The organism is Brevibacterium aurantiacum, from assembly GCF_900169065.1.
Classification (GTDB): domain Bacteria; phylum Actinomycetota; class Actinomycetes; order Actinomycetales; family Brevibacteriaceae; genus Brevibacterium; species Brevibacterium aurantiacum.
Genome location: NZ_FXZB01000010.1, coordinates 44,068 through 69,225 on the forward strand (window position 1 = coordinate 44,068; position 25,158 = coordinate 69,225).

The 25,158-nt window shown below is 63.6% G+C and carries 16 protein-coding genes; 2 read left to right on the forward strand and 14 right to left on the reverse strand.

What is annotated here, in order from left to right:
• Positions 1–134 precede the first annotated feature (134 nt).
• Entirely contained in the window at positions 135–1,754 is a 1,620-nt protein-coding gene (locus BAUR9175_RS08305; RefSeq protein ID WP_180959221.1) for an FAD/NAD(P)-binding protein, read from the forward strand.
• Here the strand turns inward: BAUR9175_RS08305 and BAUR9175_RS08310 are convergent.
• The 14 genes from BAUR9175_RS08310 to BAUR9175_RS08375 all read right to left on the reverse strand — a co-directional run bounded on the left by BAUR9175_RS08310 (position 1,741) and on the right by BAUR9175_RS08375 (position 23,147).
• A complete protein-coding gene (locus BAUR9175_RS08310) occupies positions 1,741–4,071 on the reverse strand; it encodes a helix-turn-helix transcriptional regulator (RefSeq protein WP_180959222.1) in 2,331 nt (776 codons plus the stop codon). The two genes, BAUR9175_RS08305 and BAUR9175_RS08310, sit on opposite strands and share 14 nt — an antisense overlap.
• Positions 4,072–4,214: 143 nt before the next feature.
• The gene (locus BAUR9175_RS08315) at positions 4,215–5,237 is read right to left on the reverse strand and encodes an alpha-amylase family protein (RefSeq protein WP_101583476.1); all 1,023 of its coding nucleotides are present in this window, start codon (positions 5,235–5,237) and stop codon (positions 4,215–4,217) included.
• Complete coding sequence (locus BAUR9175_RS08320) at positions 5,234–6,241, reverse strand: glycosyltransferase family 2 protein (protein ID WP_101583478.1); 1,008 nt, start codon at positions 6,239–6,241, stop codon at positions 5,234–5,236. Before BAUR9175_RS08320 ends, BAUR9175_RS08315 begins: the two co-directional genes overlap by 4 nt.
• Positions 6,231–7,571, reverse strand: a complete 1,341-nt coding sequence (locus BAUR9175_RS08325; RefSeq protein ID WP_101583480.1) for a lipopolysaccharide biosynthesis protein — start codon at positions 7,569–7,571, stop codon at positions 6,231–6,233. The genes BAUR9175_RS08320 and BAUR9175_RS08325 overlap by 11 nt, the downstream gene beginning before the upstream one ends.
• The gene (locus BAUR9175_RS08330; protein ID WP_101583481.1) at positions 7,568–8,269 is read right to left on the reverse strand and encodes a PIG-L deacetylase family protein; all 702 of its coding nucleotides are present in this window, start codon (positions 8,267–8,269) and stop codon (positions 7,568–7,570) included. Before BAUR9175_RS08330 ends, BAUR9175_RS08325 begins: the two co-directional genes overlap by 4 nt.
• On the reverse strand, positions 8,266–9,390 hold the full coding sequence (locus tag BAUR9175_RS08335) for an aminotransferase class I/II-fold pyridoxal phosphate-dependent enzyme (protein ID WP_101583483.1): 1,125 nt from the start codon (positions 9,388–9,390) through the stop codon (positions 8,266–8,268). Before BAUR9175_RS08335 ends, BAUR9175_RS08330 begins: the two co-directional genes overlap by 4 nt.
• A complete protein-coding gene (locus BAUR9175_RS08340) occupies positions 9,387–11,372 on the reverse strand; it encodes a nucleoside-diphosphate sugar epimerase/dehydratase (RefSeq protein WP_101583485.1) in 1,986 nt (661 codons plus the stop codon). Before BAUR9175_RS08340 ends, BAUR9175_RS08335 begins: the two co-directional genes overlap by 4 nt.
• Positions 11,369–12,784: a YveK family protein gene (locus BAUR9175_RS08345; RefSeq protein ID WP_009881812.1), complete on the reverse strand. Its 1,416-nt coding sequence runs from the start codon at positions 12,782–12,784 to the stop codon at positions 11,369–11,371. Before BAUR9175_RS08345 ends, BAUR9175_RS08340 begins: the two co-directional genes overlap by 4 nt.
• A complete protein-coding gene (locus tag BAUR9175_RS08350) occupies positions 12,781–13,977 on the reverse strand; it encodes a glycosyltransferase (protein WP_009881813.1) in 1,197 nt (398 codons plus the stop codon). Before BAUR9175_RS08350 ends, BAUR9175_RS08345 begins: the two co-directional genes overlap by 4 nt.
• Positions 13,974–15,140 carry a hypothetical protein gene (locus BAUR9175_RS08355; RefSeq protein ID WP_101583487.1) on the reverse strand — a complete coding sequence of 389 codons (1,167 nt, stop codon included), beginning with the start codon at positions 15,138–15,140 and terminating at the stop codon, positions 13,974–13,976. The genes BAUR9175_RS08350 and BAUR9175_RS08355 overlap by 4 nt, the downstream gene beginning before the upstream one ends.
• Positions 15,137–16,342 (reverse strand): glycosyltransferase family 4 protein, encoded by a 1,206-nt coding sequence (locus BAUR9175_RS08360; RefSeq protein ID WP_009881815.1) that lies wholly within the window; start codon positions 16,340–16,342, stop codon positions 15,137–15,139. The genes BAUR9175_RS08355 and BAUR9175_RS08360 overlap by 4 nt, the downstream gene beginning before the upstream one ends.
• Positions 16,339–17,730, reverse strand: coding sequence for a sugar transferase (locus tag BAUR9175_RS08365; RefSeq protein ID WP_009881816.1), 1,392 nt, complete (start codon positions 17,728–17,730; stop codon positions 16,339–16,341). Before BAUR9175_RS08365 ends, BAUR9175_RS08360 begins: the two co-directional genes overlap by 4 nt.
• Before the next feature lie 327 nt (positions 17,731–18,057).
• Positions 18,058–20,625: a LuxR family transcriptional regulator gene (locus BAUR9175_RS08370; protein ID WP_009881817.1), complete on the reverse strand. Its 2,568-nt coding sequence runs from the start codon at positions 20,623–20,625 to the stop codon at positions 18,058–18,060.
• Entirely contained in the window at positions 20,622–23,147 is a 2,526-nt protein-coding gene (locus tag BAUR9175_RS08375; RefSeq protein WP_035278171.1) for a helix-turn-helix transcriptional regulator, read from the reverse strand. The genes BAUR9175_RS08370 and BAUR9175_RS08375 overlap by 4 nt, the downstream gene beginning before the upstream one ends.
• Before the next feature lie 801 nt (positions 23,148–23,948).
• Between BAUR9175_RS08375 and BAUR9175_RS08380 the strand changes: the two genes are divergently transcribed.
• Positions 23,949–25,142, forward strand: a complete 1,194-nt coding sequence (locus BAUR9175_RS08380) for an acyl-CoA dehydrogenase family protein (RefSeq protein ID WP_009881819.1) — start codon at positions 23,949–23,951, stop codon at positions 25,140–25,142.
• Positions 25,143–25,158: the final 16 nt, after the last annotated feature.

Sequence of the window (25,158 nt, forward strand, 5' to 3'; positions counted from 1 at the left end):
GTGCGGGCCGTTCACGGCGTGAGCGCGGGCCCGCCGCTGCCTCGAGCAGGTGCCGGTGACGCCTGGAGCAGGTGCCCGTGAACGAGTTCGTTGAGCACATTGCAGCTTCGGCGGGGCAGGACTAACGTATATCCGTGATCACTACAGATATAGCAATCATCGGTTCCGGAGCATCAGGCACCCATTGCCTGCTGCAGATCCTCGACCACCTGGAGTCCAGCTCCGATCCGATCCGCATCACCGTGATCGATCGCGACAGCCAATTCCATTCCGGCATCCCCTATGGCCACAGGTCCGGCCCGTCATCACTGCTGATCACGAAGCTCTCGGATTTCCTCTCGCACTCCGAGCTCATCAGCTTCAAGGACTGGCTCGACGAACACCGTGACGCAATCCTCGCGACGTCGAAACTCGACCGCGACTGGCTGGATCGCCACGGTGATGACATCCGGCACGGTCGGTGGGAAGATCTCTACCTCCCACGCAGACTGTACGGACGCTATCTGCGGAGTCAGGCGGAATCGGCGATCCGGCGAGCAGCCGAGAGGCATGCAGCCTCCGTCGACTACCTCACCGCTGAAATCTCGGACGTCATTCCTCAAGAGGATGGCAGCGCCGTGCTGCGCGGAGATGTTCTCAGCACAGACGGAGTCTCGACTATCGAAGTCTGCGCGCTGAGAACTGTTCTGTCCGTCGGCTCGCCCCCGGTCAGGGCACTGTCCATCAGTGCTGAGACGTGCGAATCGAGTTCGGCACAGCCTGCGCACCAACAGGTGTGCGGCTACGTCGACGACATCCACGCGCCGACGATCGAATACGTGATCGCCGGCATCGGCGAACATCTTGAGTCGGTTCCGAGCCAGCAGCGTCGCATTCTCGTCGTCGGAGGCAATGCCGACGCCTTGGAATTCGTCCTCGCTTCCTCGACTCTGAGACAATCGACCGGAGCCTCGCTGTCCGTCCTCTCGCCCCGCGGTCGCCCCTATTACTGGCGACACGAACGTCCCGACGAAAGACCGGAGCTCGGTGCCGTGCAGGCCCTTCTCGGTGGAATAGACGAGGGGGTCAAGCCCACTGCACGCGAGTTCTCTCTGGCCGTCGAAGCCGATATCACCAACTCAATCGCGCACGGAACCGACAAGGCGACGGTATCGGCGATCATGGACTCCGTCGGCCAGGTCATCGGCCACATGGACGAGACAGAGCTCGCTGAGATGGCGGGAACCTATGGACTGCGCATCTCGAATCTGCTCCGCCAAGCAGGTGGGGACGCCATCGATCTCCTCGACGCGGCTTCCGGTGAGGCCACGGTGACCTTCGAATCAGGCCGTTTCGTCTCTGCGGTCCAACGCGATGGCCTCTTCACTGTCTCCGTGCGGAATCAGGACGCCGAGCGCACAGGCTCGGATCTTCTGCCGCAGGAATACGCCGTCATCGTCAATGCCACCGGCTTCGAAGCGGTGTCCGAGTCGAGGTCCCCGCTCCTGCAGAATCTTCTGCGCTCCGGTGTCGCCACGACGTCGTGCTCCGGCGCGGGGCTGGCCACGGATTGCAGTTTCCGCACCGCACCCGGCATCTATGTCCTCGGCCCGCTGCTGTCCGGTTTCAACCACGACGGCACTGTCGTCTGGCACGCAGAGAGCGTCAATCGGATCATCCATCTGGCAGCACGACTCGCGCCGCTGCTGGTGGAGGACACAGTGCAGCGACGGTCGGTCGGATCCACGCCTGCCCACGCCATCACACGGGCATGATGAATCCCATCGAGCGGGCTCGCGCGATGACCTCGGCCTTGTTCGATACGCCGAACTTCCGGTAGAGCGCCGAGAGCCGGTTCTTCACAGTCCCCGTGACCTGGTGCAGCTCCCTCGAAATCTGTGCGATCGAGAGTCCCTCAGCCAGGCAGTCCAGCAGCTGGGTCTCCGCCGCGCTCAGCTGCGGCAGCGAGGCGTGGTGTACCGAGATCGCGCCCACCGAACGCAGACGGTCCATGAATTCCTCACGGCCGCGGAAGAATCCAGCGAAGGCCAGATTGATCTCATCCCACGCCGCAGAGGAGGTCGTCAGGTCGATGAGATCAATCCTGTCCTGCTGCGGCAGGAACGCCAGCGGCAGCAGTGATCCCACCCAGGAACAGAGGCCGACGGCAGTGCCGAATTCGGCGACGGCGTCGCTCACCCTGCCCACCCGCAGCAGGGCAGCCGCCTTGATCGCCGCCAGTTCCGCTCTCCTCAGCGGCGTGAGCACCTCATTGTAGAACCAGGTGTCGGCCAGCGAGATCGCGCTCTCATAGCGGCCGGCGACAAGCTCGATGCGTACCGAGAGCACAATGCGCTCGTCGGAGAGCGGGGACATCCGGGCGAGTTCGAGTTCGGCCAATTTGAGTCGGCCGAGGCCGATGAAGACCATGCCGCGGCTGGCGCTGAGCAGGTCAGCACCTGTCGCGGACGTCTCGGGGCCGCCGCGGTGCTTCTCGACATCGTCATTGGCGAAGAGCAGTCCGGACTCTGTCGCCGCAGAGAGCACCGCGATCATGCGACCGATCACCGGCAGGAACACCCACAACGACCTGTTCTCCGGGTAATCGGCCAGTGCGCGGAATTCCTCCCGCGCCAGATCGAGGTCGAGTCGATCCAGTGCTCTCTTGGCCGCGGCGATGTGTTGGGCCGGATGGACCAGTTCGTCGAGGATGAGCGGGAACCACGGGCCGTCTGTCAGCTGCGTGAGGTAGTCGTCGGCGGTGTCGTGATCACCGCAGTGGACCGCCACCAGAGCCGACCACGCCATGATCGCCGGCAGCAGGAAGTCGCCGTCGATGTGGTTGTCACGTGCGGGAGTTTCGATCTCGTGGAGGATCGACAGCGCCCTGCGCGGATCGGATGCGTGGAACAGTGACACGGCGGTGATGAATCTGATGACGAGGTGGGCCCGCCTGCCCGCCGGTCTGGCCGACCAGTCGAGTCCGAGCGCGGCCGCCTCGGGGTGTCTGCCCTCGCCTGAGAGGTCGACGATCCGACGCAGCACCGCAAAGTAGCCGGCTCGTTCGCCCTGCACCGGGGGCGGGCCGTCGAGCTCCGATTCGACCTTCGCCGAGGCGGGTCCTGGGAAATGCTTCCACAGCTGTCCGGGGTGGGTGGCAGCGACAAGAGCTTCTCGCACTCGCTTCTCGTCGATGCCGTCTTCCAACCGATCTCTGAGCCCTTCGGCGATCATCGCGAAGAAATTGAGAGTGGGTTCGGCCTCGAGCGCTTCAGCAGGCAGAGAGCCGAATGCCGTGCAGCTCGCCTGTGGGACGAGCAGAAATGTCGACAGCCCGAAGGCCTCCTGGGCTCTCACCAAAGTCGACCACAGCCGAGCCTGTCGAGCCAGAATCAGGGCGTCTGCGAGCAGCGCCGGATCGGTCGACTGTGAGTTCTCGAGCTGGTCGAGCAGTGCGGCGGAGAGTTGCTCGATCGCTTCTCCATGACCATCGGCATCCTCGAAATCATGACGCAGCTTCGCCGCCAGAAGCCCAGGGATCTGCAGATGCTGGCGGTCGTCGATCTCACCGGCACTCACGACGACCCCCGACATCCGCAGTCTCATGAGAATGTTCTCGGCGTCTTTCGAACCGCCTCCGTCGGCCGTCACCGATGGCACCGAGGCGATTGCGAACAGCGCAGACTGTTTGGTGAAGGCGCTCAGGTGCGACAACATCGTCGCAAAACGAATGTCGCCCTCTGCCAGACCGAGGTTCGGAGTCGGCGTCAACGTGGCGATGTAGTCGGCGAAGCTTCTCAGCGACATGTCCGTGGGCAGCGGAGCATCCCTGAGCACCTCGATGACGGTGCGTGCCAGGCTCAATCGTCCGGCGCTGGCTTCGAACAGCTGTGCGATCTGCTCCTTCGACACCCTCGCCGATTCCCTCAGGCCCAGCCGGCTGACGAACTCGCGCAGGTCCCGGATCACCTCGTCCCGACCGTCGCTGTCTCGATCAGCTGCATCCTTGCTGCTGCCCCGGCCGGTCTCGGCACCGGGGACCCCACCGGCAGCGGATGCACCGCCGGGGTTGGTCCAACTGTCGGAAAACACGTCACTCCTCGTCAGATCTTCATCATCGGCTCTACGGTCGGAATGCAGATTCATCACGACCGACCTTTCACAGTCGCCGCCCATTGGGGCAGTTCCCTCTGATAGCGTCCCCAGCGACGCTCTTCGCACGGCGGTGACATCGCTCATCCGTTCGGGTAGTGATCGGCGATGGCGGCGGCGACCTTCGGGACTGAGGACTTCGGGCTGCCGTCGATTTCATAGAGTCCGAAGCCGTCATCGTTGTGTGCTCCGTCGTTGCGCAGCCTGTAGACGAAGACCGGATCGGCTCGTGTGCGTGAGAAGGCATCGATCGACTTGGTCAGCGATTCGACCTGCTGGTCTTCCGTATAGAGCTCCGGGCCGGTCTGAAGCCCGAATTCCCCCACCGACACGGGCAGACCGGCAGAGTCTTCCAACCGTCTCAGTCGCTCCGGCAGGGATGAGATCGCCTCGTCGGAGACCACCGGATAGAGATTGATCGTGCTCATATCGAGATTCTTCCGGACCCCGGAGAAGAATCTCAGCCAGTCCGCCTCCCTCTCATCGTTGACCGGATAGCCGCTTGCGCTTGTTGTGATCTTCACATCCGGCGAATGCCGATGGATCGACTCTCTGGCCACGCCGAGGGCCTCGTCTAGGTCAGACAGATACTCATCGAAGTCGCCGGTGATCGCGGCAGCACTCCTGAAGTCGGTGTCGCTGACCTCGTTGTAGACCTGCCACACGGAAGTCCTTGAACCGAAGCGCTCGCTGAGAGTGCTCCAGTACTGATCCATGGTCTCGAAGTACTCTTCGGTGTTGCCTGTGGCAGGGGCGCCGTCAACGGTGAGCAGACAGACGCCCAGGCCGAGAGAGTCCACGAGGTCGAAGGCCTCGTCGTAGGCCGACAGCCGGTCGGGGTCGAAGACCACCTTCCCCTGGTCCGACCAGGATCTCAGCACCTGGTGACCGACAACGCCGAACCGCACCCACCCGGCACCGAGCTTTCTGACCCGTCGGACGTCACGTTCGAAGTCCTGCAGGCCGGGCTGTGGAGCACTGAGGGTGAAACCGATCTTCCCGACCGGGCTCGACCCGGTCCCGCACGAGGCCACGAAGGGCGCCAGCGTGAGAATTCCCGCTCCGAGCAGAGCGCGTCGACGGGTGAGTGCGGGACGAGCTCTCATTCCGCACGCTCTTTGAGTCTGCTGCGCATTCGATATGCCATGCTGTGGACCCCAGGACTCGTCCTGGCAAGTGCCAAGGAGAGTCCCCGACCGGTATGCCGGGTCCTCAGTGCATCGACGACGTGGGAGAACCGGATCTCCTTCCTGCACCAGTCATAGACGTCCGAGCGCAGCTGCGGGGACTCGGTGTCCCCGGCAGCCTTGCTGATCATGTAGTTCAGCTGCATCCAGCGCATACGGTGCATCGTCTCCACGGCAGCCCGTCCCGAGTAGACGGAATTGAGAGCATCCTCGATGTCACCCAGCACGGTGGCGAGGTCCCAGATCGTCGGACGCAGCTCAGCGGTGACCGACCCTGCGTGCAGGAAGTAGTTGTACATCGGGCGGGGTTCGAAGCTGACCGTCGTTACGGTGCTCAGCAGATTGAATGTGAAGCTGAGGTCGCTGTAGGTGTTGTCCTTAGACCGCACATGATTCGGTCGGAACAGCAGATGCTGGTTGAACAGGAGTCGACCGTCGATGAACAGGCGCAGCGCCTCGTTCGCGGGCAACGGCGATTCGACGTCGACGAACGGTCCGATGCTTGTCGCGCCGGAGGGCTCGATCGCCTTGAGCGGCAGGACCACCACATCGGAGTCCTCCTTCTCTCCCCGTTCGACGAGTATGTCGAGGCATTCGGGCTCGATCGTGTCATCGGAATCGACGAAGATCACCCACCTGCTGGCGACCATATCGAGAGCATGGTTGGTCACCGCAGCGTATCCCTGATTGTGCGGGAGGCGGTACCCCAGGAAACGCGGATCCTCGGGCAGGAGGGAAAGGATCTCCTCCTCCGAACCGTCGTCGACGACAAGGACGCTGAAGTTCGCATTCGTCTGCGCGAGCAGCGAGTCCAGGGTGTGCGGAAGAGTCTTGGCGCTGTTGTAGGCGGGCACGATGACAGTCACCGCCCGATTACGTGTGGCGTCGGTGATCTGCTGCGGCGTCATGGACTCAAGCGTCATGATCGACAGGCTCCTTCTCAGTGTCGTTGTTTCTGGGGTTCGTGGGCTGGGCGTCAGCCAGCTCGGGATTGTCTGCAATCTCGGGGGTGTCAGTCCCCGGCTTGCGTCCCCGCCATCGCAGAACGAAGAGGACTGCGGTGATGAAGAGCTCACCGAGGACCAGCGCCCATGCCGCGCCGATGGCTCCGAAGGCCATGGCCATCGGCACCAGGATGATGATGTGGACGATGGCCCCGCACATCATCGCCGCAGCGGTCTGCGAATAACGTCGCTGCGAGTTGAGGTCGAGCATCAGTACGGCGATCCCGCCGCTGGCGACGAGAGCCAAGCCGATGATCTGAGTCGTCGGCACGACATCGTCGTATCCCGGGCCCAGGTACCAGGGCACGAACCATGGTGCTGCGATGAGGAGGACGATCCCTCCGGCCGCGAAGAGGGTGAAGATCGCTGACATGATGACTGCGGGTGAGCTCGCGCCACGGGAATTCCTATTGCGAGCGTCGACCATCCGTGGCATCAGCGCATCGGTGACGGTGAAGAGGACGCCGCGTCCAGCATTGCCGAAGCGTTCCGCTGCACCGTAGTGCGCGGCATGGACGGGGGTCGAAATGAGACCGAGCACGACGACGGGTGCCGACCCCATCAGACTCTGGGCGAGGGAGGACAGGAAGAGATGCCTGCCATCCGTGAGTGCGTAGCGTGCCGCCTTCAGACTGGGCGCCGCCCATTTCACAGCCCGAGGCGCGAGGATCGGCCACGCGATGAGGGTCGCGATCGTCGGCGGAGCGAACTGCCAGGCGATCGCCCACTCGATGTCGTCTGGGCTGCGCACCGTCAGGACAAGACCGACGAGGGCCAGCCCGCGCGAGACCGCGGTGATCACCGCGAACAGCCGGAGCCGACGCAGTCCCTGCAACAGCCACGAGGGGAATCCGATTCCGCCGAGGATGACCACCGCGCCGACGAGGTAGAGCACGAAGTCATCGCGCATTGAGGGAATGATCGAGACTGCAAGCAGAAGTACACAGGCCCCGGTGCTCCAGAGCAGAACAACGGCGAGCAGGGTGGAGAAGATGACCTCCGAACGTTCGCGCTCGCTCTTGGCCATCGCCATCCTGCGCACCGCGCTGACAGAGAATCCGTAGTCGCAGAGACGGACGAGCAGCTGCAGCACGGCAACCGTGATGACCACACGACCGAAGGCGTTGACCCCAAGCAGTCTGGTCAGCATCGGCAGGCTGATGATCGGGTAGATGAAGGCAGCCAGTTGGCCGAGTCCGACGGCCAGAGCATCGCCGCCGATCCCACGCAATCCGGCTTTGAGCCTCATGCGTTCCGCCAGCTTTCGGCGCGGGTGATGCGTCGTACAGTATGGAAGGATTCCGCAAATTCGAGGCTGACCTGGCTGCCGCGGAAGGTCGCCAAGGCTTCGAGAGCGCGCAGGGACCGCGGTCCGGGATAGTCCTGGACCTGGGAGGCATAAGCGGAGAAGGCCGAGAGTTTGGCATCGATGTGATCCGAGATGTCGATGAACCAGTCCGGGGTGAAATCCGCCTCGATGTGCGGAGCATTCCAGTGGGTCTCCGAGATCGTCTCGTAGAGTGCCACAGTCGCGATTCCGAGACCCGAGCCCACAGGCCGCGTCGCCACCATTGCGGCTTCGAATACAGCCTTGTGGTCGAGATGGCGGTCGGGGAATGAGGCGAGCACGAGATCCGGTTGGAGACGGTCGACTGCCTCCTGGATTCCCGAGTTGAGTTCGGCAACGCCCATCCGCGCGAGCTCGACTGAAGGGTGCGGCAGGAACTCGGTGGTCTTGACCTCGAGTGCGGCATGCGCCCTCTGCGCTTCGGCACGGATCTTCTCTGCCGTGTCAGCAAGGTACAGCGGAGGCATGTCCTGCGAGGCCACGAGGACGTGGACCTCGCAGCCGTGGGCGGCCAGTGCCGCCATCGTGCCTCCGGCACCGAGGACTTCGTCATCGGGGTGAGGGGCGATGACTAAGGCACGTGAGTATTCTGTCTTCACACTCGGCTCCTTGAGGTGCAGGCGGCGGTGACGGCATCGGTGACACGGTGGATCTGCTCAGCGCTCAGGTCGGTGCTCGAAGGCAGCACGATTCCGCGACGGAACAGGTCTTCGGCCCGCCCCGTGATATAGGACGGGTCGCTGCCCGAGTGCACGGGCTGCAGATGCATCGGCTTGAACACCGGGCGGGTTTCGATCCCCACTTCGGCAAGATTTCGAGCCATCTCTGCAGCATCCTGTTCGGAGTCGAGGATGAGCGCGTTCATCCAGCAGTTGCCCTCGGCAGCATCGAGGACGCTTACGCCGTCGAGTCTCTCCGCCATGTTCCGATAGGCCTCATAGATGGACCGCTTGGCCCGAAGGATCTCAGGCAGCCTGGCCAGCTGTGCAGAGCCCAGAGCGGCCAGGATGTTCGACAGTCGGTAGTTGTACCCGATCTCCGTGTGTTCGTAATGAGGCACAGGCTGGCGCGCCTGTGTGGCCAGATACCGCACGTACTCGGCGGCGTCGGTGTCCGGACACAGGACCGCTCCGCCCGAGGATGTGGTGATGATCTTATTGCCGTTGAAGGACAGCGCGGCGAAATCCCCGAAGGATCCCGCGGGGCGCCCTCCGAGCCGAGCCCCAATGGACTCGGCCGCATCCGCGACGACGATGGCACCGAAGTCCCTGGCCGCCTCGGCGATGGCAGGATGATCGACGGGTCGACCGTAGACATCGACGGGCACGACCGCGCGGATCGGACGGCCTGCGGCCGCCCTCTCGCTCAGAGCCAGGCGCAGCAGTTCGGGCGACATCAGTCCCGATTCATCACAGTCGATGAATACAGGAGTCGCTCCGATGTAGGCCACCGCGTTCGCCGTGGCAGCGAAGGTCAGTGTTGCCACCGCCACCTCGTCGCCGGCGCTGATTCCAGCGGCCAGCAGGGAGAGGTGGAGGGCAGCCGTTCCCGAGCTCACGCTCACCGCCGCCGGCCGTTCGGTCAATTCGGCCAGTTCGGCCTCGAAGGCGTCGACCTGGGGTCCCGCCGGGGCGACCCACCCCGAACGCAGCGCCATCGACACCGCGGCCTCTTCGGCGATCCCCACGGAGGGGACGCACAGGGGAATGGTTTCGTTCATCGGATCTTCTCCTTGAGCATCGGGATGCCATCGCCGAGGCGGGCGGCAGCATTGACGGACACGACGGGTTCCGCGGGCGCGGTGGGCTTGTGGGCGATATCCGCTGAAGGTGACGGAAGCGCGGGAGCCTCCGCAGCCGCCGACGATTGCTCCTCGGCAACCGCGGCCTCGACAACAGAGGGTGCGTCGACGACATAGCTCTCATAGGCCTCGCGGATGTCGGTCCGTTCTGCCTGCGGCCCGTCGAGGAACGCGGGCTCGAGTGCCGCGATCGCCACGTGCCAGGCCCGGCCGTTCTCCGTCCGCTGTGCTCCTTCGGAAGGGGTGAAGAGATCTTCGTGGAGCTTCTCCCCTTCACGCAGACCGGTGTACGAGATCGGGCACGAGCGTCCGGCGATCGTCATCATCCGTTGTGCGATGTCGACGATCTTGACGGGCTGTCCCATGTCGAGGACCATGGTCTCTCCCGGTCGACCCTCCGAGGCTGCGCTGAGGACGAGCACGCAGGCCTCGGGAATGGTCATGAAGAATCTGGTCACCTCCGGATGGGTCACCGTCAGCGGAGCTCCGCGGCGGATCTGGTCGGCGAAGGAGATGAGCACCGAACCCCTCGAGCCCAGCACATTGCCGAATCGCACACTGACATAGGGGCGTCCGGTCTCCTCGGCGAAGTGCGAGGTGAGACGTTCGGCGAGGAACTTCGAGCGTCCCAGTTCGCTGCTCGGGCTGGCTGCTTTGTCGGTGGAGATGTTGACGAAGCGTTCGACGCCGACTGCTTCGGCACAGCGGAGCACGTTGAGCGTGCCGTGCACGTTCGTCTTCCACCCTTCCGCCGGGTAGCGCTCGAGCATCGGCAGGTGCTTGAGCGCTGCGGCATGGAACACGATCTGCGGTCGAGTGCTCTCGAAGACATCGGTCAGCGCATCGACATCGCGGATATCGGCAAGCACGAGGTCCTCCGAATCCATGAGCGCCCGGCCGTCCATGCTCAGGCACAGGGAGTGCAACGCAGACTCGTCGCGGTCGAGCATGATCAGCCGACCGGGCGAATGCTTGGAGATGAGGCGGACGAGCTCAGAGCCGATCGATCCTCCGGCACCGGTCACCATCACGGTCTTTCCGCTGATCAGCGATTCGATCTGCTCTGGCTCTGAGCTGATCGCCTGACGACCGATGAGATCGGCCACGTCGAGATCCCGCACTCCTGCGAGTTCGACGTCTCCGGACAGCAGGTCGGCCAGCGACGGGATCGTCCGTACCCAGGTCCGGCTCAGATCGAGGTGGGCGACGAGACCGGCGAACACCTCGGCGGGGGCCTGGGCGATCGCGACGATGACGCCGTCGGCCCCGTGGTCGTCGACGACGGACTGAATGTCAGCGATGTTGCCGCTGACCTTGACACCATGGACGACCGACTTCGACTTCGCCCGATCATCATCGACCAGCGCCACGGGAATGTAGCCGCTGTTCGGGTCGCCGAGCATCTGTGAGATCAGGGCGCTGCCGGCCTCGCCGGCGCCGACAACGACCACATGCTGGCCGCTCTGCGGTCGGAACCGGCTGTCAAGCCACATCCGCAGTGCCTGCCTGCCTGCGATCATGAGCACCTGAGCGGTGAGCATCGCGAGCAGGAACCATGGCAGTTCGTAATTGAGTTCGGACACGGCTGCGATGACGGTGCCGAGGGCCGTGACGATGAGCGCACCGATTCCTTGCCGGCGCAGTTCGAGTGCCGACCCGATCGGATACCGGTTGCGGTAGAGCGAGAGCGCAGACCCGATGACGAGCTGGCACAGGATGATCGAGCCGAGCACCGCCAGAGCAGTCGGCCCTTCGGCATGAGCCGTCCACTTGACGATCATCACCCAGGCGATGATGAGCGAGAAGATGTCGATGAGCCCGAGCACGAAGAAGCGCGTGACGGACGAGTTCCTCTGCACGCCGAGGCGAGAGAGTCGTCGGGGCCAATAGGTGCGTGTCATGGCAGTTCTCCTTCTGTGCTGCGCGACCGGCGGAGTCGCAGTGAAGCCGTGTCCTGGCCAGAATCGGCCGACGGCGCCGTGATCATGTCGAATTCCTCGGTGACGGGGCCCTCGCCTGCACGTCCCTCCGTGACCATGTCGTCTGCGGCAGACGCGCTGTCCCGGTCTCCCAGGTCCTCGCCGAGGTCGTTCCTCGGCTCCTGGGCGCGGTTGCCTCGTGCGGGCGGGTCGACGAGGACGAATCCGGCCGCACGAAGATCACTGGCACGCAGCAGTTCCTGTGTGGCCCGCAGATCGGCCCGCTCGGGCGATTCGGTGGTGACGACGACCGCAAGGTCTGAGAGCTCGAGGAAGCCACAGGTCTCGGGATGAGCTGCGAGATCCGTGCTCAGAAAGACGACGAGGTCGAAATGCTCGAGCGGAGATGACAGAGCTGCACGCAGACCACGCACTGTCAGCGTTCCGCCACCGGAGTTCACGTCGACGACGCTGATCCCGGTGACCTGAGACAATTCCCGGTAGTGCGCGGTGTTCAGGGCCTTCGGATCGGCCGAGACGAGAGCACATTTCATGCCGCTCGCAGCCGCGGTCTCGACGATGTCAGCGGCAAGCTCGTTGCCGACTCCCCCGACCCCGCACAGGGTCAGATTCGCGGTTCCCCGGGAGCGGCCGATCAACCCGAGGCGCGCGAGCAGCCCGGAGATCGAGGTCGCCGCCCCTCCGCAGGAGATCCGTCGGCGGATCGAGCGTCCTGGTTTGGCCATCCGAACCGCCAACAGTTCGGCGCCGAGGATCGCGGGGATGTCTGAGTTATCGCGCACTCGGGGGTCGAATCCGTGCCTGATCGGCGCGACGATCAGCCCGAGGACGAGGCCGGCCAATGCCCCGAAGACAAGGAATCGCTGAGCGTCAGGGAAGACAGCGGCACCGTCGGACTCGGCCTTCTGCAGGATTGAGACGTCCATGCCGTTGTCGGCACCGAGCTGGTCGGCGACGAAGGATCTGGACATGATCTCAGCGGTCTGGTCGGCCAGGATTCGCGCTTGAGCGGCATCGCGATCACTCGCGTGGATCTCGATCACCGTGGTTTCCGGGACGACCGTGGCATCGAGTCCGTCACGGATCTCTGCGGCGCTGCGATCGATACCCTTCGCATCGGCCACTTCGGTTGCGAAGTCGACGGATCGACTGATCTCGAGAAGGGTGGGCATCCGGTCATCGATGTACGTCGCTGATTCCGCAGCGCTGACTCCTGAATCTTCGGACACCGAGACGATGACCTGGGACCGGGCGTCATAGATTCTGGGCAATGTGAATGCCAGCGCGGTTCCGACGATCGCTCCGATGATCACGCAGGCGACGATCCACCACCGCCTGATGACGAAGATCCTGAGAATCTGTTGGCCGTTCATACTGACCTTCTTCCTGTGTCGGTGACGGCGAGGGTTTCCGTCGGGTTCTCCCCGTTGAGATGGGGACTGTCGGCGGCCGACGTCTGTCGGACCGCTGGTTCGGGGGCGATGAAGTCGCAGTAGATCCGCAGCGAGCGATCAGCCAGGTCTGCCTGGGAATGATCCCGTTCGACCCGTGCCCTAGCGGCAGCGGCAAGGCGGCCGCGTCGTTCATCGTCGGTGAGTTCACTCAGGGCCGCGACCCCCTCATCGACGGTGTCGAAGAGCATTCCGTCAACGCCGTGATCGATGAGATCGCGCACGCCGATGACATCGGCTCCGACAGTGGGGACACCCATGCTCGCCGCTTCGAGGAGGGAGATCGGCATCCCCTCCGCCGCCGAGGTGAAGAGCAGGATCGAAGCTCGCGACAGGTGGCGTCGTATGCCGTCCGAGGTCAGCCAGCCAGTGATCGTAATGTCCTGGCAGTCGGCGAGCAGACTGCGATCGCCGTCACCGATCCAGGTGAAGGAGAACCGTCCGGGGTGTTCCTGCGCAGCCTTCGCCGCAATGCGGGCGAAGTGCTCAGGGCGCTTCTGCGTCAGGATCCGCCCCACATGGACGACTTCGAGCGGACCGTCGTGCGAGGACGGCTGCCGGTCGGCGGGCGCGAAGGCCACATCGTCGACTGCGTTCGGCAGCACCGCCGTGCGTGAGCCGGGCAGCTTCTGCTTCGCAACTGCGGCCTCCGAGCCCGAGACGAGCACGAGGTCACGACCGCCGCGCAGAGCCAGCCGCTCCATCGTGAGGAACATCCGAGCTGCTCGTGGAGAGAACTCGATCTGGTTGAACGCGAAACCGTGGGGGCTGTAGACGAGCAGCGCACGCGTCGGCAGCACTGTCGCGAAGACACGTGCGAGGAACCCTGCCCTCGACGAATGCAGGTGGATGACATCCCAGTCCCGACGAAGCTCAGCCAGGAGTCCGCGAGCGAGACCGGCAACGGCGAACCGTGGCGTGGCCGACCACCGTTCGAGTTCCACGCCCGGCCCCATGATCTCGGCGATGGCCTCGTGTCCCGGGGAGTCCGAGCGCGGTGTGTATCGCAGTGCCACCTTCTCGTAGCGAGGATCGGCGGCCTGTGAGCGTGCGAGTGCTGAGATCGAGGAGAGGACCCCACCGGCAGCCGCATCGGTGATGTGGAGTATCTTCATCGGTTTGGTCCCTTCACGAGTTCATGTGAACGGCCGAAGGCTCGACCGCTCCGCACGGGGCTCTCTGTTTCGCTGCGGCCGGTAGCCGCCGTGGAGCGTGTGGACACTTCCCGCTGCTCCCCCTCAGGAGGCGTCTTCCGAAGCGGGATGAGAGCGAGGAACAACGGCAGGAATGGGGTCAGGTGTTTGAGGTATGAGCCGTAGTCCGGTTCGAAGATGACCAAGATCAGGAACAGCGACACCAGCGCCGAGGCGATCCACGCCGTCTTCGAATCACGCATGGCGCGACCGGACACGATAGCGATCACGACGACCGTCCACAGCAGGCAGATGGCAACCGCGGCCACGAGGTAGTAAGCCGACCCCATGGCGAGCAGCGGGACCGGGACGAGAAGGAAGAAGGCGACCACCAGGATCGAAACCACTCCGGCCACGGCGGAGGATCCGAAGTCGGGATTCGTGATCATGCTTGCGACAGGGCTCTCGGTACGTCCCGAATTCACCCATGAGCGTGTGGCTCCCAAGGGCTCAGAACGGAAGATCTGGAAGGCGATGGCCAGCCCGATGTAGGCAAGGACGACAGCGAGGATGAGCATCAGCGGGTGTCTGATCCGCCGCAGGACGAAATAGACAACCGGAATCAGAGCGGCCACCAAGGTCCAGTACGGCCGCACGAGTGCTCCATAGGTCAGGCAGGCACCGACGATGAGAACCGCACGGACGATGCCATTGGGTACCCGAAGCGCGAGCAGCACGACAAGCGCCACCAGCAGGGACACGAACTCCTTTGTGAACTGGGCGAGGTAGGCCAACCCGAGGAGCACAGTGAGGACGAGGAGACCAGCACCGATGAGTCCGGCTCGGTCCCACTGGCCGAAGTCCACGGCCAGAAGCAGGCAGATGACGAGGACGAGCATAGATACCGTGCTCGCCAACGCCGGCGAAGATTCGAGCCCGATGGCACGGTAGAACTGTGCCAGCACATGGAAAGAGCCGTCCTCCGGTGCGAAGCCGGGATCATCGATGGCATTCTGCAGGTGCAGATCGTCAAGCAGGAACCGCTCGGGCAGAATGCTGCGCACGAGAGGCGCGAGTACGACGGCGAACCCGCAGAGACCGATGAGCAGGAACTGAACCGGGCTGGGGAACGTGCGATGGTTCATCTCGTCTCCTGCCCTGACTTGGTCCCGGCTGTGTCCGTCGAGCCTGCCTGCGCCCAGGCTGCGCCCACTGCAGAGAGCAACGCGGTCTCGAACTTTTCGGTGAAGTCACCGCTGGGCACCTCGCGGGCCGCCTGGGACATAGCGGCCAAGCGATCCGGATCTGTGCTGAGATCGAGGATCCGGCGGGCCACCTCGGCGAAGGTGTCTGCAGGGATTTCGGACCGATGGGCGCCGTTGGCGGTCTTCTTACTCTCCTCGCCCACGACGTGGAGGGCATTGAGCCCGTCCTCGGTGTATTCGCGGATGGCTCCGACGGGAGTGACGATGGGCACGAGGCCTAGAGCGAGTGCCTCACGGACAGCCATCGCCAGGCCTTCGAACTCACTGAGCTGCAGGAAGAATGAAGCGTTCGCGACGCGGTCGAGGATGAACTCGGCCGAGCCAGAGCCCAGCCAACTGACGTTCAGCTCACGTTGCCGCACGGTTTCAAGGGCTTCGTGGAGCAGATCGCTCTCCGGGGAGATGAGCTCAAGTGTGAATGCTCCCGGGGCGATGTCCTCGAGTGCGGCCATAAGCTCAAGGGAGCGGTCGAGTCGCTTGAAGTCGACGACACGACCCCAGTAGACGATCCGCGTCGGCTGCTGACCAGCGGCACTGCCGTCCTCAGATGATCGAGCGCGACCGTCTTGCGCACCGTCTTGGTCAGCAGACTCATCCCGATCCCGGGCGAGACCGATCAGTGCCGAATCCGGACACACCACCTCGGCGCGGCTCCTGTGTCGTTGCGGGATCAGCGCGTCCAGCGTCGCCGCGGAATCACAGAGAATGCGGTCGGCGAAGCGGAAGGCAAGGCGGTGGACGAGCGAATCAGCAATATTCGTGTAGCGGGTGCTGTGAACGTAGACGACCCAGGGAGTCCGCGGATTCCGCAGCCGGTGGAGACCGCCGACGATGACGGAGCGCCACAGAGAACTGACGACGGCGTCCGGGCGGAAGCGACGCAGATGAGCGAGGAGCGCGAGGACAGACCGTGGGGAATTCACGCCACGCCCCACGACGTCGGCGGCCACTGCCGCAGGCTCGGATTCCTCGAAGGCAAAGACGCGGTAGTCCAAGGCGGTGGAATTGCGGGAGACGAGATCGGCAGAGGTCTCGACCCCGCCGATGCCGGTCGTATGCAGAAGGTGCGCGATACGGATCACTGGGCACCTGCCGCTCTCACGACTGCGCCGAAGGTTCGCAGCAGGATCTTCAGATCGTTCTTGAGATTCCAGTTGTGCGCATAGTAGAGGTCGAACTCACGCGCTTGCTCCCAGCCGAGGTCCGAGCGGCCGCTGACCTGCCACAGTCCTGTCATTCCAGGACGCACGCCGAGGCGGTGGTGGTCCGAGCCGCGGTAGAGTGCTACTTCTCCGTCGCGCTGGGGCCTGGGACCGACGAGGCTCATCGACCCGCCGACGACGTTGAACAGCTGCGGCAGCTCGTCGATCGAGGACCGACGCAGCAGGTGTCCCAAGCGAGTGATGCGCGGGTCGGAATCGACTTTGAACAACGGCTGCGTGGCCGTGCCCTGGGTGGTCAGCAGCTCGGTCAGCTGGGCGTCGGCATCGACGATCATCGATCGGTATTTGATGATCTCGAACGGCTTGCCGTCGAGGCCGATCCGTGTCTGGGTGAAGAACACCGGTCCCGGCATGGAGATCTTGATCGCGATCGCCACCGCAAGCATGAGGGGCGAGAACACGATGACGAGGCAGCCGGCGACGACAACGTCGAAGACTCGCTTGGCGACTCGGTCGAGGAGTCCTGGCCTCGACGGGGCGATGAGCAGTCCCGAGCTGTCGGTCGCGCTCAGAGTCTGCACCCGAGTCGGATCGAGGCCGATGTTGACGATCGGGAGATAGAGTTCGATGTCCCGATCGCGCAGCGCCCAACTGAGACGGCGCAGCAACTCGGCATCGATGCTGAAGGTCAACTCGACGAGTTCGATGTCACGGCGCCTGACCTCGGCGAGGACGGATGCCACGAAGGTGTCGCTGTCCGCCTTCGCCCGCGGACTGAGAACCGCTTCGCTCACGGCCCTCTCCGATTCACCACTCGCCGCGGTGACGATGCGCAGGCGGCGTTTGGGCAGAAGAACGGGAATGAGAGCGCGGATGAGAGCGGTGGCCGCTGCTGTGCCCCAGAGCCCGAGCAGGAAGATCGCACGGTTCTCGTCGGCGATCGTCACTGCGGGGCCGATTTCGTCCGCCGAGGTGAAAGCCGAGAAGAAGGAGACTGCACCGGTGACCGCAAAGGCCGCGACGATCGGAATCCGCACAGTTCTCGCGCCCCGCCCCACCGAAGTGACGCCGCCGGCGAACAGATCGATCAGACCCCAGACGAGGATCCACGCGGCCGCGGGGCCGTTTGTGAGTGAGTAGACGATGGCCAGAGCGAAGACGGTGATGACGGTCTGCAGGGCAACAGCAAGGATCATCCGTCGACGGCTGGCGTAGACGGAATCCGGCAGGTCTGAGCGGGTGCCGCGCGCGGTGGTGGAGAACGAACCAGCGGCGGCGCTGACGTGAGAGAGAGCCTCTGCGGTCATCGGACGAGCTCCGGAGAATGGGTTGCCGCAAGTGGGGATTCTGGGCGTGCGCCGACAGAGCAGAAAGGTGAGGGAATGAGCATGTGACTCATCTTGTCGACCATTCGGCTCGGTCATCAGGTGGTCACTACTGGATCAGTTTCAGGCTCTACTCGATCACCTGCCGCTGACTACGGGAGGTCACTACTCAGTCATTGAGTGGTCATTCGCCTGTGCTGATTGCAGGTACCCGAAATGTGCCGCAGGCCACAACGGGCTACTCGAATGCCAACCGTGACATTTGCCGGACCCTGATGTCGGCGCCGATCAAAGCTGAGTGAAGCAGAGCTAGAGGTTCGGCTGAACCTTTTCCAGTGCCTCGGCAACCTGGTCGCGGGAGGAGATGTCGAGCTTGCGGTACATCCGATAGGTATGGCCTTCGACGGTGCGAACCGCAACGCCGAGCTCATCGGCGATCTCCGCATTCGTCATCCCCGCGACGATGAGTCGAGAGATCTGCCGCTCTCGTCCGGTCAGGCTGCCGCCGGCTGAATGTGTTCCGGTCTCCGGACCGCCGGAACCGGCACCATTCGACCTGTGCCCACCACTGCGAGCCATGGCCAGGCACCGCTCAGCCATATCAGGCATTCGCGTCTCCATGGATTTGGCGACCGTCGCGAGGGCGTCTTCATCGCGGTCACGAAGGGCGGGCCCCAGCTCTCCCAGCAGCCGGCAGTCCCTCCCGGCACCGACCTTGCCAAGAGTTGCCATCGCCTCGGCATCGTACTCACCGAAGTGGCGGAACAGCTCGATCCTGATCATCGCCGCGATCTCGTGAGAGGCGTCGTCTTCTGAATCGCACAGCAGCGTGCGCATCTCTTCCCGGTAGGCGGGGTCCTCCGTCGACTTGGCTCTGGCGGCCAAGCGCAGGACCGCGGCTCTGCGAATTTCGATGTAGGCGTTGCTGTCCGGCAGAGCGAGATATCTGGCATCAAAGTCATCCGCGGCGGCGAGGTTCCCGCTCAGCACCGCCATGTGCTCGGCTTCCGCTAGAGCCAGGAGGAGAAACTGGTTCTGGTTCCAATAGTCGAGGGCCTCGACGGCAGCGAAGCTCGTTCGCGTGGCCGCAGCCATCTCACCGCGTTCAACGTGGATCCGTGTCCACATGAGGTCGGCAGGCCCGCTCCGGGCAGCAAAATAGGCAAGATCGTAGCTGATGACCTCGGCCAACAGGTCACTGGCTTCGTCGGCCCGATCTTCCTGCAACAGTGCTCTCGTCTTGAGCATGACGTAGAGCAGGTAGGCGGTGCCGACGTTGCCTGCCTGCCCTTCGACTTCCGCGAGGGCTCTGAGGGCATCTTCGCTTCGACCGAGTTCGAGTTCCTTCACCGCCTTGTTCAGGCCGATGCACAGGCGCAGCCCGTCAGGCACATCCGCTTCGCTCGCCCATCGGCGCAGCTCTTTGCTGCCGTCCGAGAGCGACTCCCACCGATTCGCAAACAGCATGTCGATGAGTTGCCGTGCCCGTTCGGCGTCCATGCCTTTTGACTCGTGGCAGGGGCCGCGTGTCTCGAGTCTGTTCAGGGCACTGCGGAAGTCTTCGATTCCCAGCGGTGGGGAGTCTCGGTGGAAGTCCCTGAACATCCACACAGCGAACACTTCGAGCACGACGGAGGTGCAGCAGGCCTTCTCCACGGCTTGAGCGAGCACGTCGAGCCCGATCGGAACCTTGTTGACATCACAGTAGAGCTGCCCCAGATCGAGCAGCTCGTGCGCGGCCATGCCGTCGGTGGACAATTCGTTGAGGATGCGCAAGGCCCGCTGCCACTCACCGAGTCGAACCGCGATACGGGCAGCGTCGACGAAGTCCTGTGCGGAGATCCTCGCACCACAGCTCAGGCTCCAATCGGCACGGAGCATGCGCGCCCGTTCAGAGGGCGAATCATCGAAGCGGTCGACGAAGTCGAACATCTCACGGCTGCGTCCCACCGGGACCGTATATCTGATCGTCTTCGAGGAGTGGTTCTCGATCGCCGCGTAGGAACGGACGCCGTCTTGGACAAGACCCAGCTCGCCCGCCGCGACGAGCGTGTCCGCTGCTTCGCCGAGTCCTGCTGCGAGCATGATTCCGACCTCGACCTCACCGCCCAGGATAACGAGTTCGAGTGCCGCACGCTGCTGCTCGCAATAGCGGGAGAGGTGGAGGCGGGTGACGTCTCGTGCCCGTTCGTCATAGTCAAGGTCGAGACCGTCGAGAAGCCACACTCCCTGCCTCTCAAGCAGGCGCCGCTTCCTCCTCGTGTACCGCAGGAGTTCGATGACCTTTCCTGGTACCCGACCGGATTGGAAATCGACGACGTCACGTGCACCCTGAGAGACGATCCCGCCGAGGTGGTGCTCGATCATCGCGGAGAAGTCCGACATGCTCAGCGCCCCGAGCGTGACCTGGTCGAGGACATGGTCGGCCACGAGATCGCTGAACGGCCGAGGACTGTCATCGACCGGTGGGCGCAGGGTGGCGACGATCTTGATGTTGCCCTCGGTGGCCAGCTGAGACAGAGTGCTGAGGCTCGACTCATCGAGTTCATGGGCGTCGTCGACGAAGACCACGGGGGTGGCCTCGGAGGAGTTCCGGAAGACATTGACGACGCGCACCAACAGATCGTTAGAGTCCGCGTTGAGATCGACGTAGAGGCCGAAAGCACCATAGGGCACCCGCTGGAGGACTCGGTCCCCGCGCACCCAGATCTCGCCCCCACCTCGGCGCCGGTGGATCTCCGAGGCGAGCGCGGTCTTGCCCATGCCCATATCGCCTTCGACGACAACCCCGGCACTTGAGCTGTCTCGCAGCGCGCTCTCGATTGCTGTGAGCTCGACTTGCCGACCGAAGAGTGTGGCATCAACGAATTCGGTCATGCCCGCGCCTTCCACGTCGAGGCGACGGCCCTGAGTTCGCGGCGGTTGGCCACCTGCAGGCGCTGGTAGATGCGGCCGAGATGCCATTCGATCGTTCTCGCCGAGAGATGATGGGCCTCCCCGAGCTCCTGGCTGCTGCGGCCATCGACGACGCCGTCGACGAGTCTGCGCTCGAACCCGGAGAGCACGGAATCCATGCGAGCATCGGCGGCGTTGAATCTGATGGTGCGTGTGCTGTTGCCGACGAGTATCCTCGCACGCCGGACGGCGCTGCGGTCGTTTTCCGCCACGGCTCGTTTCTGCGCGAGTTTGGCCAGGTCCGAGCACACAATGGCCGATCCGAACTCCAGGCTCTCCTGGGCCGCGTCGAGAAGTGCGCCCGCACTGCCCTCGAGCAGCGCGCGGGACATCGTTGAGGCCAGGTGCCCGAGCGCCCCTTGGATCTGCGGAGCAATCCGGCCGAGTTCTTCTGCGGCCCGCTTATGTCCGAGACGAGCCGCCTCCATCAAGGCACCGGCGGCGACGGCCAGAGCCTCTCGATCCAGCTGCGCGCACCCAAGTTCGAAGAGCTGCTCCGCTGCCTTCTCGGGGCGAGTCAGCGCTAAGGTCTGCAGGTCGTAGAGCCGGGACTCGAATTCCGACCACCACGCGTAGCGGTCGACTCGGGACTCCACCTGCGACTGGTCGGGCAGGTCGCTGGCCTGCAGATTCTTGCCCAGCAGGGCGTCGGCGTACCGTTTGGCCGCTCGACCGATCCTCACGATGTCGACGAAGTCCTCTTCATGGCTCTGCGTCAGCACCTCGGCCAGAGCCACCTGCGCCCTTGCCGGGTGTCCGGTGCGGATGTCGACGAGCGCACCGATGAAGTCACGCATCCGTTCTCCGGCGTCGACCACCTTCAGTGCCGCTCTTGCGCCCTCCCAGTCACCAGCAACGTAGCGGGACACGAAGAGCTGCGGCGCGGCGTCCTCTATCTCATAGCTCGTGGCTCCGGGCAGTTCGAACATCAGCTCGGCCTGCCTGATGTAGTGCAGACCCGTCTCGACTTGGCCCAGGCAGACCTCGTCGAACCCGAGGATGGCGCACGCCCGCAGACGGTGCCTCGTCTGGCAGGCATGCGTGCGGTAGACGTTCTCTGCCAGATTCCGACTCGCGATAAGACGACCGCCTCGCTGCTCGAATCGAGCCTGGGTGGAGCCATAGCGGCCCTGGTCCACAGGAGAGGTCAGCTGTTTGCGGATCCACCCCGTCCGCAGCCGCCCCGGGGTGCGCGGATCCGTCAACCGAAAGTCCATGCTGGCGACCCTGGAGAGCAGGCGGGACGCCGACCGCTCGATATCAAGGTTTTCGAGCAACTGGTCGAAGTGGCGATTGGCCGATTCGATGTTTCCAAGGCCCTTCTCGGCCCGAACGAACTCAAGCCGCATCTCGTGACTCTCATACTGCGAGGCTCGAGCAAGCATGGCCGTGTCCTCATATCTGCCGCGCGAATTCGCCCACACCATGGCCTTGTAGACATAGTCCGCGGGCCGCTGATAGCCCAACCTGAGTGCCCATCTGAGGTAGCCGAAGAGTGCCTGGCCTTCGAGCAGCCCGATATCGACGACTTTGTCGAGAGCATTGAACAGTCTCAGGCTGTGCGAAGGCATCATCTGGGAGCGCAGGGTCTCGGCAATCACGGGTTCGGCGATCATGACAGCCGCGTCCCTGCCCTTCGTCATGGTCACGATTCCCGCATCGGCCATGGCATCGATCTTCTCCCATGGGCAGAGGGCGGAGAGAGCGCCATAGGGCATCGCCCCGGTGACGGCAAAGATCTCAACGATGGGCTTGAGCTCTTCGGAGATGTTCCACAGGATACGGTCCTGGGCCTGAATCTGCTCCTGCCCGAACAGGACATGGTTGAGCAGCCGTGGGTTGCCTCCGGTATCGCGATACAACTCGGCCGCCGACTTGGTGTTCTGCTTCGAAGTTGCAGCCAGCGCAGCGATCGCCCCCTCGTCGAGGCCGGACAGATCGATCCTCGTCAGTTTTCCCGTCAGCCACAGTTTGGCGATGATATCGACGGGTGCACGGACCGATTCGGCACCGGCAACCAGTCTGATCTTCCTCGCCTCGGCGAGGTGACACAGTACGGACAGGGAACTCTCGTCGACCAGGTTGGCATTGTCCACGCGAACGATCGGAATCGAGGTCGAGGAATCCTGAGCAATAACCTTTGCCACCATCGACAGTGCCGCCCCGACTCCGACCTCCGTGCCCACTCCGGCCTGGGACAACAAGATCTCAAGAACTCCCAGTTCGCGATCGCGCACTTGCTCCGACCCACGGAGGCGATAGATCGGCGTGTTCGCTTCGACCTGCGCCAGGGCCATACTCATCACAGTGGTGCAGCCGATGCCTGCCGGGCCGAGGAGCAGGCAGCCAAACCGATTCGGGTTCGCCAAAGTCTGTCTGACGACGGAGACTTCCTCCGTATAACCAAAAGTGCGGCCGTAAGGGGAGAGACCGGGTTCCGACATTCGTACTTCTTTCAATGTCACCGCAACTCCGCCGGCTCTCGACCCGTAGAGCTTTCGAGCACTGGCGGAACCGTCGGCTGTGGCAACTCGCGGACTGACGACCAGTGAGCTCGCTGAAGGAGATTCAGAAGCTTCCTTGATTGTCACCGATGGGGGATCGTAATGACCGCGATAGTAGGGGATCGTTAAGGGACTGCAACTATAACTGTCTTGCTACACAACAATGCACCGATTGTGCACGAACCTCAGACGATTCTCAACTTCGCGATTCTGCATGCTGAGACACTGTCCAGCATCCTTGCCGCAACCGACGGCCGACCACCCAAGGCTGCCAACCGGCAAGAACGACGCCGGGCGGAGTGGCACGGTGCTCTTCCTGGCGAGCGCCGGCAGCCCTCCCCAGTCGACAGCGCCAGCCCGCCCCGGATGGGCACTCTCAGCAACGAGCCCTTCCTGCCTGCTGCTTGCATTCACAGTCGTAGTGCCACCTCTACCCTGCACGCTTCACCCTGCACGCTGGATTCATCGACTGGACAATTGACAGCGGTAGTTTCGCCCCCTCTTCTGACCCGCGGGATATTCCACGTTGAATTCTGCGGGCTTGCTCGCAGGAGCCGCGAAAGACACGTTCCCCCAGAGCCTGAGCGAGTCGACGATTTCGCGATCGAGAGTCGGTGACGCACAGCGACGCGCGGCGCGCAGAACACTGGCCGCGAAGACAAGTCCTCCCGAGCACTTGTGAGCCTGAACACCGAAACGTACTATGGAGCTAAGTTACTTAACGATCGCTCAGGAGAACTCATGGATACCTTGCTGAATGCACAAGAGCGCGACTTCGCGCAGCAGATGCGTCAGTTCTACCGCACAGAGATTCCCGAGGAGCTTCGCTTCAAGGTCGCAACCGGCCAGGAGCTGAGCAAGGACGACCTCGTCACCTCGCAGAAGATCCTCAATCAGCACGGTTACGCCGTGCCGAACTGGCCCGTCGAATGGGGCGGCCAGGACTGGACCCCGGTGCAGCGTCACATCTGGCTCGAAGAGATGCAGCTCGCCTGCGTTCCGCAGCCGCTGCCCTTCAACGTCTCGATGGTCGGCCCAGTCATCGCCACCTTCGGCTCGCAGGAGATCAAGGAGCGCTTCCTTCCCGCGACGGCGAACATCGACATCTGGTGGTCCCAGGGATTCTCGGAGCCCAATGCCGGCTCGGACCTCGCCTCGCTCAAGACCACCGCTGTCCGCGACGGCGACAAGTACATCGTCAACGGACAGAAGACGTGGACGACCCTCGGCCAGTACGGTGACTGGATCTTCAACCTGGTCCGCACCGACCCCGATGTGAAGAAGCAGGCCGGAATCTCGTTCCTGCTCATCGACATGAAGTCCCCAGGTGTGACGGTTCGCCCGATCCAGCTCATCGACGGCGGCCACGAGGTCAACGAAGTCTTCTTCGACAATGTCGAGGTTCCGGTCGAGAACCTCGTCGGCGAAGAGAACAAGGGCTGGACCTACGCGAAGTTCCTGCTCGGCAATGAGCGCACCGGCATCGCCCGAATCGGCGGCTCCAAGGTCAATCTCGCCCGCGCCAAGGCCTACGCCGCGGTGACGAAGACGGCACGGGGAACCCTCCTCGACGATCCGCTGTTCTCCGCACGACTGACCCGCATCGAGGCCGAACTCACGGCACTCGAGATGACCCAGCTGCGAATCCTCTCGACCCAGGCCGCAGGATCGGACAAGCCGGACCCACGCTCCTCCGTGCTCAAGCTCAAGGGATCTCAGCTGCAGGAGGACATCAGCGAACTCCTCGTCGACGTCCTCGGTCCACAGGGCCTCGACTTCGTCGCCGACCGTGTGCAGGGAGCGGGCCTGTCCGACCTTCCGCTCGGTGCAGTCGACGCGCTGCCCGCATACTTCAACACCCGCAAGGTCACCATCTACGGCGGTTCGTCCGAGGTGCAGCGGGGCATCATTTCCAAGGCATTGCTTGGTCTCTGAGGTTGTCACCGGTGCC